The sequence below is a fragment of the Shewanella spartinae genome, from assembly GCF_019457555.1.
In the GTDB taxonomy this organism is placed as follows: Bacteria; Pseudomonadota; Gammaproteobacteria; order Enterobacterales; family Shewanellaceae; genus Shewanella; species Shewanella loihica.
The window spans coordinates 1,698,460-1,713,330 of the sequence record NZ_CP080418.1; the positions used below are offsets into that span (position 1 = coordinate 1,698,460).

General features: G+C 54.7%; 13 protein-coding genes and 1 tRNA gene. 8 read left to right on the forward strand and 6 right to left on the reverse strand.

The genetic code is table 11. The features are described 5' to 3' along the window. Positions 1-29: 29 nt before the first annotated feature. Positions 30-869 carry an AraC family transcriptional regulator gene (locus tag K0I31_RS07585; protein WP_220080416.1) on the reverse strand — a complete coding sequence of 280 codons (840 nt, stop codon included), beginning with the start codon at positions 867-869 and terminating at the stop codon, positions 30-32. Between the two features lie 208 nt (positions 870-1,077). Here K0I31_RS07585 and nadE point away from each other — a divergent pair, with 208 nt between their 5' ends. Then, positions 1,078-1,911, forward strand: a complete 834-nt coding sequence (gene nadE, locus K0I31_RS07590; RefSeq protein ID WP_286670309.1) for an NAD(+) synthase — start codon at positions 1,078-1,080, stop codon at positions 1,909-1,911. Positions 1,912-2,018: 107 nt separating this feature from the next. Here nadE and K0I31_RS07595 read toward each other — a convergent pair whose 3' ends face one another. Continuing rightward, positions 2,019-2,525: a DUF6942 family protein gene (locus tag K0I31_RS07595; RefSeq protein WP_220080417.1), complete on the reverse strand. Its 507-nt coding sequence runs from the start codon at positions 2,523-2,525 to the stop codon at positions 2,019-2,021. Between the two features lie 114 nt (positions 2,526-2,639). Here K0I31_RS07595 and K0I31_RS07600 point away from each other — a divergent pair, with 114 nt between their 5' ends. Continuing rightward, entirely contained in the window at positions 2,640-4,217 is a 1,578-nt protein-coding gene (locus K0I31_RS07600; protein WP_220080418.1) for an alpha/beta hydrolase, read from the forward strand. Between the two features lie 105 nt (positions 4,218-4,322). Here K0I31_RS07600 and K0I31_RS07605 read toward each other — a convergent pair whose 3' ends face one another. From K0I31_RS07605 to K0I31_RS07620, 4 genes are all read right to left on the reverse strand, one after another. Further along, a complete protein-coding gene (locus tag K0I31_RS07605) occupies positions 4,323-6,491 on the reverse strand; it encodes a sensor domain-containing diguanylate cyclase (RefSeq protein WP_220080419.1) in 2,169 nt (722 codons plus the stop codon). Between the two features lie 408 nt (positions 6,492-6,899). Continuing rightward, positions 6,900-6,976: transfer RNA gene (locus tag K0I31_RS07610), tRNA-Pro, on the reverse strand. 179 nt (positions 6,977-7,155) lie between these two features. Further along, positions 7,156-8,943, reverse strand: a complete 1,788-nt coding sequence (locus tag K0I31_RS07615) for a DUF3413 domain-containing protein (RefSeq protein WP_220080420.1) — start codon at positions 8,941-8,943, stop codon at positions 7,156-7,158. A gap of 100 nt (positions 8,944-9,043) precedes the next feature. Beyond that, a complete protein-coding gene (locus K0I31_RS07620; protein WP_011865270.1) occupies positions 9,044-9,259 on the reverse strand; it encodes a YejL family protein in 216 nt (71 codons plus the stop codon). A 77-nt stretch (positions 9,260-9,336) separates the two neighbouring features. Here K0I31_RS07620 and yejK point away from each other — a divergent pair, with 77 nt between their 5' ends. The 6 genes from yejK (at position 9,337) to K0I31_RS07650 (ending at position 14,860) form a co-directional block, all read left to right on the forward strand. Further along, positions 9,337-10,368: a nucleoid-associated protein YejK gene (yejK, locus tag K0I31_RS07625; RefSeq protein ID WP_011865271.1), complete on the forward strand. Its 1,032-nt coding sequence runs from the start codon at positions 9,337-9,339 to the stop codon at positions 10,366-10,368. Positions 10,369-10,599: 231 nt separating this feature from the next. Continuing rightward, positions 10,600-11,484 carry a 6-carboxytetrahydropterin synthase gene (locus K0I31_RS20185; RefSeq protein WP_144198469.1) on the forward strand — a complete coding sequence of 295 codons (885 nt, stop codon included), beginning with the start codon at positions 10,600-10,602 and terminating at the stop codon, positions 11,482-11,484. A gap of 69 nt (positions 11,485-11,553) precedes the next feature. Further along, positions 11,554-12,408: a M23 family metallopeptidase gene (locus tag K0I31_RS07635; protein WP_434086923.1), complete on the forward strand. Its 855-nt coding sequence runs from the start codon at positions 11,554-11,556 to the stop codon at positions 12,406-12,408. A 273-nt stretch (positions 12,409-12,681) separates the two neighbouring features. Continuing rightward, complete coding sequence (locus K0I31_RS07640; RefSeq protein ID WP_220080422.1) at positions 12,682-13,413, forward strand: LON peptidase substrate-binding domain-containing protein; 732 nt, start codon at positions 12,682-12,684, stop codon at positions 13,411-13,413. 57 nt (positions 13,414-13,470) lie between these two features. Further along, positions 13,471-14,109, forward strand: coding sequence for a sigma-70 family RNA polymerase sigma factor (locus K0I31_RS07645; protein ID WP_220080423.1), 639 nt, complete (start codon positions 13,471-13,473; stop codon positions 14,107-14,109). Further along, entirely contained in the window at positions 14,102-14,860 is a 759-nt protein-coding gene (locus K0I31_RS07650) for a ChrR family anti-sigma-E factor (protein WP_220080424.1), read from the forward strand. The genes K0I31_RS07645 and K0I31_RS07650 overlap by 8 nt, the downstream gene beginning before the upstream one ends. Positions 14,861-14,871 lie beyond the last annotated feature (11 nt).

Below are 14,871 nucleotides of genomic sequence, written 5' to 3' on the forward strand. Positions count from 1 at the left end.
TGCCTGTGGGCTAACCTATCACTAACCTATCAGGGCGTGACCCGTTTCTGAAAATGGGCTGGAGTGATCAAAAACGCCCGCTTGAACGCCTTATTGAAATGGCTCTGATCGAAGAAACCTAAGTCATAGGCGGTGCTGATGGCGCTGTCGCCCCGCATCAGCGCCTTCTTGGCATATTCCAGCCGCAGGCGTTTCAGGTAGGCGTGGGGCGTCATGCCGGTGGCCGCCTTGAATTGACGCAAGAATTGAAACTTACTCAAGTCGACGGAGAGCGCCAGCTGCTCCAGCTCGAACTCCTGACCCAGCCCTTGGTGGAATTGCTGTTTGATATTGTCCAGCTGGGCACCGCTTAACCTGGCCTGACTGCTCGGCAGGTTACGCAGTTTGCCATGGCGATAAAACAGCTCGCTGATAAAACCGAGCAGCAAGGTCTCCGCCTCCAGCGGCGTGATGTTGGCCTGATGCAGGGTCAGCTGGCTGTGCAGGCGGATAAAATAGGCCCTCAGCTTAGGGTCGTCCAGGATAGGCGTGCTGAAGTAGAGCTCGCCCTGGTTGAGCGCCTCGCCAACCTGCTGCACATAGCTGGTGGGCAGAGACATCACCAGCGCCTCATAGCCGCCATCGGCGATACTCTGGCCGTTGTGGCTCTCGTCCGGATTCAGGGTGGATAGGTTGCCCGGCGTCAGGCGGTACTCGCTGCCCCTGTGATGATAGCGTTGGCCGCCATGGCTGACCACGCCTATGTGGTAGTCCAGATGCACATGTTTCTCGAAGGCAAAATGGGTAAAGCGGGCGCGGCTAAGCTCCATCTCTTTCAAGATGCTCGCCTGCCAATAATCTATCTTCTCTACCGCGCTTGTTGCCATCATCCCGCTTCGCTTGACTCCTGATCGGACCCTCCGATCGTCTGATTAGCCAGTGTAGATCAGGGCGTTTTCTCCTGACTAGTAAATAATTGCAGCCTCTCGGCCCATTTATTGGATTGCGGTGAGCTTAGGTCGTGAATTTCCCGAGGAATTGGCTCATAATGGTCAGCTTAGAATCATGCTGACAGTTAACCTAAGTGGAGTCGGACCAGTGAAAGGACAGATCATACGTGAAATGAAGGTGCAGCCGCATATTGAGGTGGAATATGAGGTGCAAAGACGTATCGCCTTTATCAAAGCGAAACTCAAAGAGGCGCGTGCCACCAGTCTCGTATTGGGGATCAGCGGTGGGGTAGACTCCTCGCTGGCGGGCCGTCTGTGCCAGCTGGCGGTGGATGAGCTGAACAGCGAAGGCGAGTATGAAGGCAGTTATCAGTTTATCGCGGTGCGTCTGCCCTTCAAGGTGCAGAAGGATGAAGATGAGGCGCAAATGGCCTGTCAGTTCATTCAGCCAAGTAAGCTGGTGACGGTCAACATAGGTGAAGGGGTCGAAGGGATCCATCATCAGACCCTGGCGGGCCTCGAAGTGGCTGGCGTCATCTCTCATCCCCACAGCAATGTGGACTTTGTGAAGGGTAACGTGAAGGCCAGAATGCGTATGATCGCCCAGTATGAGATCGCCGGCCTGACCGGTGGCCTGGTCGTGGGCACCGACCACAGCGCCGAGAACATCACCGGCTTCTACACCAAGTGGGGCGACGGTGCCTGCGATCTGGCGCCGCTGTTTGGTCTGAGCAAGCGTCAGGTACGTCAGCTGGCGGCAGCTCTAGGCGCACCTAGCGTGCTGGTCGATAAGGCGCCGACGGCGGATCTTGAGTGTGACAAGCCACAGCTCGAAGATGAGGTCGCCCTGGGCCTGACCTATGATCAGATAGATGATTTCCTCGAAGGTAAGCCGGTGGAGGCTGCGGTCGAGGCGCGTCTGATCGCCATCTACAACGCGACCCAGCACAAGCGTAAGCCTATCCCGACGCTATACGACTAGCGCCTGCATGACTTATTTTGCTGAATGAGTCATAGGTAAAAGAATCGATAAAGGCGCCTCGGGCGCCTTTTCCTTTGGTGAGGCCTGTTGGGTTCAGGACTAATCGGCTAGTCGGTGAGCGATTCGCGAAGCTCACGCAAATCCGCTATCAGGGCGTTAGGACACTGGCGATAATCCAGATAGGGGAGCAGGTAGATTTGATTATCGTTATCTTGCTGGTGTGTAAAGGTCTTGGGCTCATTCAAGGGCGTCAAGCCCAGGGCGATGGTGCTCTGCTGGCCGCAGACATAATGTTCCTTGGCCTGGGGTGAGAGGGTATCGGCGCCGAAACGTATCTGCTCGTCGTGCTGTAATAGCTTGTGCATGTAACCGCGCCAGTCGTCGTCCGGTGCGCTCAGTTTTGCCATGATCACCAAGATCTTGCGCCAGTTATTGCCGTTGAGAGCGATCAGGCTCTCTAAACTGCCTATATTTAAGCTAGTTATTTCTGAGTCAGTTTTATTTAAATCGGCTGGCTGGGCATGCTGCCAGTCGGCAGGCAGAAGGGGAGGCGTTGGCAGATAAAAGCAGCGCTTGGCGCCATCCTGCCCTAAGGGCTTCACATTCTTAGACATATTATTCATTCCTTGGGCTTTGGGACTGGAGTTTACGCAATAAAGCCGTGTATGTTAATGGTTAACGGACTTGCAGCGCGTGAGCGCGCACATGGAGCCTAGCGGTCATTTCTTATGAAAACATTGCTCATTCACTCGACAAAACATCTTTCCATCGCCGTCACCTATGCCTGTCTCGGCATTGTCGCGGCCGCGCTCGCCTTTGGGGTCTGGTTTTTAAATGCCCGTCCCGACCTGTCCATCTGGCACTCGACCATGCTCGAGCATCAGTTTCGCCTCGATAGCGAGGTAGACGATTTCCCTGCTTATCAGGCGCTGGAGGCCAAGCTGTTCGAGGAGGTGGAGAGTAAGATCTATAGCCGCACCCAAGACCTGGATCAGCCCCTCAATCGCTATTGGCATGGCAGCTTTGCCGACCCAGACAACTGGCCTAAGGCCTGGAATCGCAGCTATGAGTGGGCCAAGCCAGATGCCGAGTTTGGGGTCCTGTTGCTGCACGGCATGTCAGACTCTCCCTATGCCTTGTCGCACTTTGCCGAGCATTTTAAGGGGCGCGCCCATCTGCTGGGGCTAAGGTTGCCGGGCCACGGCACCATACCCTCTGGCTTGGTGGAGCTTAAGTGGCAGGAGATGGCTAGGGCGGTGGAGCTGGCGACCAAGCATCTCAAGCTGCAGTTGGGTGATAAGCCGCTCTATGTGGTGGCCTTCTCTACCGGCGCGGCGCTGGCGTTAAATCATGAACTAGAGCGGCTCGCGCATAATTCGACACTGAGTTACCGCGGCATGATCTTCCTCTCGCCGGCCATAGGCCTGTCGCCCGTTGCGGCCGGTGCCAAGTGGCAGGACAGGTTAGGGCGGCTGTTGGGGCTGGAGAAGCTGAGTTGGAACTCGATTCAGACCGAGTACGATCCCTTTAAGTACAACTCCTTCGCCGTCAATGCCGGCGATGTGGTCTATCAGCTGGCAGAGCGCAATCAACAGCTGATGCAGGCGATGCCTCAGGAGCAATTGGCCGAGCTGGCCGACATCTTAACCTTTCAGTCGGTGGCCGACGCTACTGTCTCGACCCCGGCTGTGGTGAGCAATCTCTATGGGCGTCTGCCTTCGAAGCAGCATCAGCTGGTGCTGTTCGATATTAACCGTCAACCCCTTAGTCTGGCCCTCGTGGTGAGCGATCCGCTGACCGCCTTGTTGCCTTCACTCAGTCTCGATGCCCCAAGATTCGATCTGACCCTAGTGCAGAATCGCCAAGCTGTTCCGGAGCGGAATCAGGAGAGAGAGCCGTCACAAAACGAGCTGCTAAAGAGTCTCGACGAGGCCGAAGCTAACAGATATCGGCCAGGGCAAGTGGTTGTCCACCAACCCTTAGGGCTCAGTTGGCCGGCGGGCATCTATTCGCTCTCCCATGTGGCCCTGCCTTATCCCGCGAGCGATAACCTGTACGGCACGGCGTTTGTGAAGGGGAGTCACAGGGTGCAGATTGGCGCGGCGGCTACCCGCGGGGAGCGCGGCGTGCTGGGGGTGTCGGCAGCGGAGGTGCTCAGGCAGAAATGGAATCCTTTCTTCCCTTATCTGTTAGCGCGGGTGGATAGCTTTATCCAGGTGCGCCAAGGGGCCAATGCCACGCCTTCAAACGAGCCAGCCGCCTTTGCGGCAAGGCTTGAGTCTTTAACAGAAGGCCAGGCTCGTTAACAGAAGGCCTGGCTCGGTAAGAGAAACTAGGTTAATAAAGCCTAGGGGCTAAAAGCGCGTGAGTTAAAACTGCGTGAATTAAAACTGCATAAGTGAAAACCGGCGTTAGCTTAGCTGATCTTCGGCCGACAGCAGGGAGCAGATCACCCGGTTACGACCATTCTCCTTGGCCTCGTAGAGATTAAGGTCGGCCATCTTAAACCAGTGATCTATGTCGTTCATGTAGCCGGCATTGCTGATCACTGCGCCGATACTCACGGTCAGGCTGATCGCTGCCTGGCCCGGCACGTCAATCTGATGCTCCGCGACCAGGTCCTTAAACTGATTCAGGTGTTGCTCTACCTGCAGGGCGTTGCACTGGGGGAGCACCACCAAAAACTCTTCACCACCATAGCGAGAGACAATATCCGTGTCCCGCTTAAAGAACTGCTTCATCAGTTCGGCCAGGGCGATGAGGGCGCTATCGCCTATCTGGTGGCCATAGGTGTCGTTGATCTTCTTAAAGTGGTCGATATCTATGATGCAGAACGCCAGCGCCGCATAGCTGCGCTTGCACATGTCGTGAATATTGCCGAAATGATTTTCCACATAGCGGCGATTGTAGAGCTGGGTCAGCTCATCGCGCTCCGCCAGCGCCTGTAACTTGAGGTTGGCATCTTCCAGCTCAACTGTGCGCATCGCCACCTTCTCTTCCAGCTCCAGCTGGTAGCTGATCAGCTCCTGCTTACTCTTCTGAATGCTGCTGGATAGGGCGTAGATCTCCTGGGGCGTGGTGTCTGCCATCGCCTCATCCTGATGTTCGGCCATGCCCCACTGGCTGAATTTCTTGGCGATGGTCTCAAGCGGCTGGGTCAGGCGATTACTGATCACCTTGATCAGCAAGATGGTTATGATGAAGGCAATAAACAGCAGACTGAAGGTGGTCAGGTACTGCTGCTCCACCTGCTTCACCAGCGGCGAGAAGGGCATCACCACATAGAGTGACCAGCCATTTTTCAGCACATATTTGGCATAGGCGAACTCAGGGTTAAAGCTGTCGAGATTGCGAAAGTTGATCATGTTCAGGCTGGTACGGTAGCGCTGACCCGAGGTGGAAACCTTAAGCGGGGTCAAGGGCGCCAGTTCGAGCATCTCAGAGGCGTAGATCACCAGGCCGTTCTCGTCGGTGAGCACCATGGCCTGCTCGTTAAACTCGCGGTTGCGCTCATCGATACTGGCGAACTTGGTAAGGTTTAACGAGCCTTCGATGATCCCTATGGGGCTGACCGGGTTGTCCTTGGAATAGAGCGGCGCGCTGATGGCGACTATGGGATCTGTGCCAAACCCCCGCCCGAGGAAGGCCGGAGAGATAAAGGTCAGCTGATTGTAGAAGGCCTCCTGAAAATAGTGCCTGTCGCTGATGCTGAGATCTTTGTTTTGAACTGTCTCTTTGCCCAGGCGTGAGATGGGACTGGCCGCCGAGATAAGCCCCTTGTCGTCGGCTATCAGCATAGAGATGAAAAATGGGTAGCTCTGGTGCAATTTAGATAACAGGCTCTGCCACTGAGCCGCATCATAGTTAGACAGGCTCAACCAGCGCGCCGCGTTGTCTATGGCGCTGATATGCCCCTCGATAAAGCTCTCTGTGGCCTTGCCAAGGTGGGCGGCCGAGTCTTCCAGGTTGAGCTTCACATCCCGCTGCTGCTGATCGATGGAGTTGTTGTTGAAGATCAGTGCCGATACCAACAGGGCCAGGGTCAGCACCTGGGTAAAGGTGTAGGTGAGCTGGGCGTTGAAGCTTTTGCGCTTCTTGTTCATCAGCTTGCCGTCGATATGCAGCTGGCTGGGCAGCATGGTGACACAGATGGCGCCGAGAGCCGTATAGAGCATGCCGTTAATTCCCTGCTTGAGGGTGATAAAGGTCATGTAGCTGTTGGGCATCTGAAACACCAGGTTGGCGTACAGATAGAAGAGCGGCATGCCCAGCAAGAGCCAGAAGGTGATATCCGCATACAGGGTGTAGAATTCTTTGCGCCGCGCATAGCCCAGCCACAGCGCCTCTAACGGGAACAGCAGGAACATGTGCCAGCTGTCCCAGGCGATATAGAGGCCGGTGGCACACAAAAGTGAGGTTAACAGGGCATACCAGGGGCCGAGGAAGATGGCCACGATCACAAAGAAGAGGTTACCAATGATCAGCTGTTGGTTACCAAACAGGGGAATAGGTGCCAGGTTGACCAGCAAGCCCAGTAGACCCAACAGTACGGCGAACCCAAGGTGATTCTTATTGATCAATTACTTTCTTCCCTAATCTTTCATTGACGACGCAGATAACGCTGACAGAACTGTCATAGCGAATGCTCTCAGTCCGCGACCCGAATAGGCTTTCGTCGGCCGCTTCTGACCCTTTTTCAAGGCCTGTATCGATACTGATACGCTTAAATAGGAGTGTAAGGGAATCCCCAGTTAAATGCTAACCAAATGTTTCTTATCACTCTTTTGTGGTTGTAGATGCTGCTTGTACGCGTTAGGGAACGCTTTTGTACTACTTGGTGCTGGCGAGAAAATCTGAAAAATTATGGGATGGTTGGAGATTGGTCTTTAGGTTGCGAACCAGGGAGGCAATAATTGAAGCAGAAGTATTCCCCGTCAACAAATCCGAGACAGCAAAAAGCCAGCTTCTCAGCTGACTTTTCTAGTATTTGGTCGGTATGAGAGGATTCGAACCTCCGACCCCTGACACCCCATGACAGTGCGCTACCGGGCTGCGCTACATACCGATTTTATCCAAAGCAGCAAAGACTTGGGGTCTGCTTCGAACAGGCTGAACTTTATCAAGTCGTTTGCCCCTGTGCAAGTGTTTCGGCTGTTGAGCCCGATCGACTGGCTAGTTTATAGTCGCTGTCGTCTCAACCTAAGTCGTTGGCGCATAGCGATCTAATGTTCAGTGACTCAGGGTTTAGTGATTGTAGAAGCGTCGTCCTTCGCGCATCACTTGGATCAGTTCGGGTGCGCTGATCTTCTTATTGCGCAGACGCTGGCTATAGTCACGGTTATAGATACGGTACTTGCCGTGTCTGTCGATCACTGTGATCTCATCTTCCTGATAGATGCCAAACACCAGGTTGTCGCCGATATAGGTCCAGTTCTCGCTTTGGGGCTGCAGTATGTTGCGCCCGGCGCTGTAGTCGCTCGGCTTGTTGGTGCAGTCGAGCAGCTGGGTCATCAGGGTCGGCACCACGCCGTAGTGGCTGCTGGGGTAGGTGACCGTCTTGTCATACTCCATGTCGGGCCAGTGGATGATCAAAGGCACATGCACGTTGGCCGGTGACAGGTTGCCACGCTGGTTGTCGTTGTCGCCGGTAAACACCTTGCCCGACACGCCGGTGACCATCACGAAGGTGCTGGCCGGTAGACGTTCGATAAGCTTTTGCAGCTGCTTGTCGACAAAGTTGAGCGACTGACGGTATTGGTTGAACAGCACCTTCTGCGCCGGCTTGAGCGGCGTGCTCGGCTTCACCGTCTCGATACCCAAGAAACCGATAGGGGTGTCGTAGCTGTCAGGGCTCTGCAGGTTGAGCAGGGCAAACCAAGGTTTGTCCTGCTGCATGCGCCACTGGTTAAAGCTGTCGATGGATTGAATGTCGGCATCGGCCACGCCGTTGGTGAGCGGCTGAATGTGCGAGGTCATATCCTGATAGATGGCCTGTGGCTCGATATTGCTGGTTTCAGGGGCGAAACGCGCCAGGGTGTAGCCCTGTTTAGCCAGCTCCTGAGTGAACACAGGCGAGCGATAGCTGAGATCGCTGGCGGCGATATAGCTGCCCTGCAGGCCGTAGAGCAGGGAGAACATGCCACTGTTGTGCATATTGCCGCCGCTCAGGTGCTGCTTAAATTCATGGTTGTGTTTGCCGTATTCGTACAGGAACGGCATGGTCTCTTTATCTACCAGATCGGCCCTGAAGCCATCGATGGCGATCATCAAGATGTTAAGCTCTGGCTCGGCACTACACTGCAGCGGCGATATTGGATAGTTGAGACTCGGTTGTAGCTTGCTTGGGTCTTGTGCCTTGCTGCTTTTCTCTATGCCGTGGCTCTCCATGAAGGAGCGCGCGGTGGCAGGATAAGAGAGTGGGTAGGCATCATCTAGGCGGGTGATCTCCGTGATGTCGGCGGCATCGGCCCAGATATGAATCAGGTGGCTGCTGACGAAACAGAGGCCGATAACCAACACCACCTTAGGGCCGTAGTTAGACTTGCGGATCTTCTCTATGCGTTTCCACAGGTAGTTGGCGGCGGTCAGCTCCAGGATGATGATCCCCAGCGGCGTGACGATATAAGAGGTGCCTTGCAGCAGGGCATTGAGATCGGCCCAGGCGATGTCGAACACAAATGGACTAAGGTGCAGACCATAGTCGTCGTAAATCAGGGTGTCATACAACAAGATACACAGGCCAAGGGTGGCGGCAAAGGCCGCGAGCCCGCGCAATATCTTGGAGTAGGGCAGCAGTAGGGTGATGGGAAACAGCACCACCAGATAGACGATGAAGGCGAGGAAGCTAAAATGCCCCAGGGTGCTGATGGCCAGGTAGCTCCAGCCAATCCAAGACTCGGGCGCGCCCACGGTTTCAATATAACGGACGCCGACTATCATCGCCAAGAAGCCGTTGAAGAAGGCAAACCAATGCCCCCAACTGACTAAGCGTGACACACGATCACGGCCCATCTCTTTTTTACGCTCGATCATAGGGATCCGTTATTTGTTGAAATACTTGTCTATCTTAATTTTTTTTAAGGCGGATTGGCCAGTTTTTTGCGAACAAAAACCGCTTTTTTAGCCGTTAGTGTTAGCTTTTTACCGACTGGGTCAGCGCCTTGGCAAACTGCTCGGCCACTTGGGCGCGCGCTTCCTCAGGCACCTTACGTAGCAGCAGATCTGTGACACAGTTGCCCAGTACCATGAGGCTGAGGTCGGTTGGGGCCTGGTGCTTGTCGAGTACTGCCAGGATCTCAGCGATAACGGCTTCGACTTGGGCGTTTGAATATTTAGATTGGATAGCCATATTTAAAAATTTTTTCACTTTAATTTGAAATAGCGGCATATAATAACGGATTTCTACCAACATCACTATCGAGGCTTATGAGTATTAACGTCGAACAAGCAATTATTCACGCGATATCCCAAGATGGCGAAGGCCAGCTCAGCTGTAGATTGCGTCCACAACCGCTACTAAATAGTCAAGCCGTCGAAGCCATGCTCGAAGAGCTGCATCAAACCTACACCAGTAAGTCGGGTAAGGGGTTTGGTCATTTTGGTACCCACGGCGAAGATGGTGAAGCCAACCCACAGTTTAAAGAGGCCCTGAGCCAGTATCTGGGTGGCGAGCTTGGGTTCGTCGAGTTTTCCGGCATGGCGGGTAAGCTGCTGCAGGAAGAGCTCGCCAAGTATGACTTCAGCCAGGGCGGCTTCCTGCTGCTGGCCTGTTATACCTATATGACCAGCGACTACCTGTTTGTTTCTCTGCTCAATGCCAAGTCGTCGATGACGGTTCTGGACGATATGGAGCTGTCGCAGAACACTCACCTGGATCTCAACAACGTGCAGCTGGCTGCCCGTATCGATCTGACCGAGTGGCAGGCCGATCCGGATTCGCTCAAGTATATCTCCTTCGTGCGCGGCCGCGCCGGACGTAAGGTGGCGGACTTCTTCCTCGATTTCATGGGCTGTGTCGAAGGGGTAAACACCAAGGCGCAGAACAAGTCGCTGATGAACGCGGTAGAAGATTTCGTGGCCAGCAGCGAGCTGACCAAGGATGAGCGCCAGCAGTGCCGCGAGAAAGTGTTCGAGTATTGCACCGAGCGGGTCGATAGCGGCGCCGACATACAGCTTAAAGACTTGGCAGATGAACTGGCGGATGCGGGCATGGACTCCTTCTACGATTTCGCCCAGGGCGGCGACTATGAGCTGGAAGAGGAGTTTCCCGGTGATAAGCCGACCCTGCGTCAGCTGAAAAAGTTCTCCGGTACTGGCGGTGGCGTGACCATCAGCTTCGACGGTCAGCATCTGGGCGAGCGGGTGATCTATGACCCCATCTCAGATTCTATCTTGATCAAAGGGGTGCCTGCTAACCTGAAAGATCAGTTGGATCGTCGCCTCAAGGGCGGTCAATAACCCCATTAACGGGCTATTCAGCGCCAGAAAAAAGCGTCTGTGTTAGACGCTTTTTTCGTTTATGATGCTTTAAAGGGGGTCAAGTAGGTCACGCGGCGAACGCTTAGGCCCTGTGCGACTTGCTAAAATATCGCAGATGAGTTGAAATTATCTGTTGAAACTAGAGTGTCCTCCGGCCGTTTGCCGATGGGATCAATTAAGGTGGACTGTTTTTCTGCCGACGGAGCGTAAATGCAACTTTTTGTTAGAGATTTAACCGTAATCGATTTTTCTTACCTGTGTCCTATCCGTGGCATGGTGGGAGAGAGCTGGATCGTCGATGTGCTGCTCGATGGCGGCCTGGACGATCAGAACATGGTGCTAGATTTTGCCAAGGTGAAACGCACCATCAAGAACACCATAGATGATGTAGCCGATCACCGCCTGCTGATCCCCACCGCCTGCGCCGAGGTGAGATGGCAGCAGCAGGGCGATCGTGTCTGGATGGACTTTAACAGCCTACAGGGAGATATCCATCTCGCCTGTCCCGCCCAGGCCTTTGCCCTGATCCCAACGGAAATTATCGATTTCGACAGCGTAAACGCCTTCTTGCAGAAAGCCTTGAAAGAGGTGTTGCCTGACAACGTGCAGGGCATTGCTCTGACACTGCGTAACGAGCTGCATGAAACGCCTTATTATCACTATTCACATGGCCTGAAGAAGCACGATGGTAACTGCCAGCGCATCGCTCACGGTCATCGCAGCCCGATCAACGTGTTTGAAAATGGTATCGCCGCGCCAAAGTGGGACGAGTATTGGGCCCGCCGCTGGAAAGATATCTATCTCGGCAGCGAAGATGACCTGGTTGAGGTGGACGAGCTGGACCTGTCACCGCAGACAAGCGTGAGCGATGAGACCCACTATGGTTTCCACTATGTGGCGCCGCAAGGGGATTTTCAGCTGGCCATGCCTAAGAAGCGCTGTGAGATCATCCCACACGATACCACGGTAGAGCTGCTGGCCGACTTTATCGCCACTACACTGGCGAGCGAAAACCCAGAGAGCGAATTTAAGGTGATCGCCTATGAAGGCGTGGGGAAGGGCGCCATCGCCTCTAAAGGCGAGCGCCACGTCTAGCCGCTTGTTATACGTTTTAGTTAGCCTTAGTCCTTTATTAGCCTGAATCGATAGGAGTCGAATTTGAACTTGTTGCGCTTAGTTGTGGCTGTACTCTGTCTTGGTGGCGCCGTGGGCGCTAAGGCCGAGGTTAACTTGAGTGGCAAGATGGAGCAGGGCGCGCTGATCCGCGGCCAGGCTCAGGCGGGAACCCAGGTATGGCTCAACGGTGAGCCGGTAAAAGTCAGCCCCGGGGGGCTGTTTGCCTTCGGCTTCGAGCGGGAAGCCGCTCTGAATCAAGAGCTTAAACTTGTCTACCCAGATGGCCTGACCCAGCTTATGCCCCTCAAGATAAGCGAGAAACAGTACAAGATAGACAAGGTCAACGGCATCGCCAAGAAGATCATGAAGCCGGATCCTAAGGCCCTAGAGCGCGCGGCCAAAGACAGCAAGCAGGTCAAGGCGGCCAGAGCCACCTTCTCGGGGCAGACCGCCTTTGCTCAAGACTTCATCTGGCCGCTGACGGGGCGCATCTCGGGCGTGTATGGCAGCCAGCGCGTCTATAACGGCAAGCCGGGCAATCCTCACTATGGCGTGGATGTCGCCGCCAAGACAGGCACTGTTGTGGTGGCGCCCGCCGATGGCGTGGTGACCCTCTCAGTACCCGACATGTTTTATTCTGGCGGCACTATGGTTATCGATCACGGCTATGGGGTGAGTTCCAGCTTTTTGCATCTGAGCAAGCTGTATGTGAAGCCGGGTGAGATCATTAAACAGGGCCAGCCGGTTGCCGAGGTGGGCGCCACCGGACGCGCCACCGGGCCACATCTTGACTGGCGTCTCAACTGGTTCCAGATGCGACTGGATCCCGTGACTGTGGTACCGTCCATGGCGAGTGTGCTTGAGCGTCAAACCCAGGCCAAACAGATCAAACAGGCCAAGTAGGGAAGTAGGGAAGTAGGGCGAGTAGGGAGAAGCTCTCTCTGAAAAGGAGAGTGGAGCGAAATATTAGTGAAGGCGGCCAAGGGTCGCCTTTTTTGTGTCTCTTGTTATTAATCCTTCGCTTTAGCTATTCCTCTCTTGCTTATCCCATCTGGTACTTAGGTGATCGATTCTCATCGGCGCTGCGTATGCAAGTTATAGGTCATGCAGATATCGTAAGCAGCAAAGCTACTGCGCTTTGATTTCTGTGTCGGAAAGCATTTAAGCAGAAGAGTCGTGTCAATCAGTATGAAGATCACCCATGAAACCAGCCCTGCTACCGGGGCGCAGCAAGCGGGTCACAAAGAGTCGCGGCAACAGCAGCCCACCAGGCTAGCGGAGCAGACCCTAGCGGTCTTTCCCCTGCCGCTGTTTGTGCTGCCGGGGGGCGTGCAGCGTCTGAGGATCTTCGAGCAGCGCTATCTTGCCATGGTTTCAGAATCCTTGGTTTCAGAATCCTTGGTTTCAGAATCCTTGGTTTCAGAATCCGTGGCGGCCGAGTCTACAGGCAAGGGCTTCGTGATCGCCCGCTACGATAAGGCGTTTGATTTCAATGTGCCCGACTGGGGGACTAAGGTGCAGATTATCGATTTTCACCACGGCGAAGATGGCCTGTTGGTGATAGATGTCAGAGCTAACCATCTGGTGAGCCTGGACAGTTTCGATGTGCGTGGCGATGGGCTCTTGATGGCTCGCTGTCATTACCGCGACCACTGGCCGACGCTTGCCGCCAGTGCCAAGCGCGGCGAACTGGGGCTCGCCCTTAGCGCCCTGTTTGCCAAGCATCCACAATTTGCCGAACTTTACCCGCAACCAGAATTTAATCGGCTGGATTGGGTCTGCGCTCGCTTTTTAGAGATATTGCCTTTATCTTTGAATGAGAAGGAGAAATTCATCTTGCCCGGCAGTTTTCCTCAGGCAAAATCGTTTCTCGATACATTCATTTTGGGTCAGGATAAAATTAATTGATCCTCGCCGCGCACACCTGCGTATAGGCCTTTATGTTAGGGTCATACGTGAGTACAGATGCAGACATTTGTTAGCGCAGGCGCCCCGGAGAAAGGGAGTGCGAATATCAAGAGTCAACCAGAGACGCAGGTGCCCGCCGAGCTGTCGACCTGGCTGGTGCGGGTTGCCAATGCAAGGGACAAGCAGGCGTTTACCCGTCTGTTTCAATTCTTTGCACCCAAGATCAAACGCTTTGGTATCAAGCAGCTAGGCAACGAGGCTCAGGCACACGAGTTGGTGCAGGAGACCATGAGTAACGTCTGGCGCAAGGCACACCTCTATGACGGTGATAAAGGCGCGGCCACCACTTGGGTCTATACCGTGATGCGCAACGCCGCCTTCGATATGCTTAGGCGCGTCAAGGCCAAGGCCGAGATGAACCTGGGCGACGATATCTGGCCATTGGAACAGGCGCAGGCTCAGAGTGATGAAGAGCCGCTGCATTTCGCCGATCATCTGATGGAGAAGCAGATGCTGGCCTATGTCGACAGCCTGCCAGAGGCTCAGCGCGCCGTGGTAAAGGGTGTCTACTATCAGGAGCTCTCCCAGGAGCAGCTGGCCCAGCAATTTGGCGTGCCAATCGGCACCATCAAATCCAGACTCAGGCTTGCCCTGGCAAAACTCAAGCAGCAGATGGGAGACCAGCAGCATGATTAATCACCATCCCACTTCTGACGTTTTGGCGCAATTTGTCGCAGGTACCTTGCCAGCATCGGTATCCGTACTGGTCGCCAGCCATGTGGAGCTTTGCAGCGAGTGTACCCGCGTGGTGCAGGCCCTCACCGAACAGGCCGCCATCGACGCCTTCGGCGAGTCTAGCCAAGAAGGCTCGCGAGATGCGTCTCAACCCGCTGGCTTAGCGGATATTTCTGGTTTAGACGATGTTGATGGCTTGGACGATTTTGATACGTTCGACCAGTTCGGTGACTCAGATGATTACGCCGGTCTTGATGATTGCATTAACGCCATCACGGCCCTGGAGCGTGACGATACGCAGCAGTTGCCGCAAACCGTCACCGAGATAGCCGTGGGCGGCGAGCGTATCCCGCTGCCGACGGCGCTTAGGTCTATCCCCCTTAAAGAGTGGCAGGGTATGGGTAAGCTATCCCGCTCGCGCCTGGCGCTGGATGATGGCGACCTCAGGATGAGCCTGCTGCACATAGACAAGGGCGGCAGCGTGCCTTGCCATACCCATAAAGGCTTCGAGATCACCTTGTTGCTGCAGGGCAGTTTCACCGATGAGATGGGCGAATATCGCAAGGGCGATTTCATCTGGCTCGACGGTCAGCATACCCATCAGCCAGTGACCGAGGAGGGCTGTGTCTGTCTCACCGTATCGAGTGACGCCATTCGTTTCACCCAAGGGATGAGCCAGCTGCTTAACCCAATCGGACGTTTCATCTATTAGTCCGAGTACTA

What these genes read in the sequence shown, in the direction of transcription:
- K0I31_RS07645 (WP_220080423.1), top strand. Translation starts at nt 13,471, where the DNA reads ATGCAGACATTTGTTAGCGCAGGCGCCCCGGAGAAAGGGAGTGCGAAT.
- K0I31_RS07600 (WP_220080418.1), top strand. Translation starts at nt 2,640, where the DNA reads ATGAAAACATTGCTCATTCACTCGACAAAACATCTTTCCATCGCCGTC.
- K0I31_RS20185 (WP_144198469.1), top strand. Translation starts at nt 10,600, where the DNA reads ATGCAACTTTTTGTTAGAGATTTAACCGTAATCGATTTTTCTTACCTG.
- K0I31_RS07620 (WP_011865270.1), bottom strand. Translation starts at nt 9,259, where the DNA reads ATGGCTATCCAATCTAAATATTCAAACGCCCAAGTCGAAGCCGTTATC.
- yejK (WP_011865271.1), top strand. Translation starts at nt 9,337, where the DNA reads ATGAGTATTAACGTCGAACAAGCAATTATTCACGCGATATCCCAAGAT.
- K0I31_RS07595 (WP_220080417.1), bottom strand. Translation starts at nt 2,525, where the DNA reads ATGTCTAAGAATGTGAAGCCCTTAGGGCAGGATGGCGCCAAGCGCTGC.
- K0I31_RS07585 (WP_220080416.1), bottom strand. Translation starts at nt 869, where the DNA reads ATGATGGCAACAAGCGCGGTAGAGAAGATAGATTATTGGCAGGCGAGC.
- K0I31_RS07650 (WP_220080424.1), top strand. Translation starts at nt 14,102, where the DNA reads ATGATTAATCACCATCCCACTTCTGACGTTTTGGCGCAATTTGTCGCA.
- K0I31_RS07615 (WP_220080420.1), bottom strand. Translation starts at nt 8,943, where the DNA reads ATGATCGAGCGTAAAAAAGAGATGGGCCGTGATCGTGTGTCACGCTTA.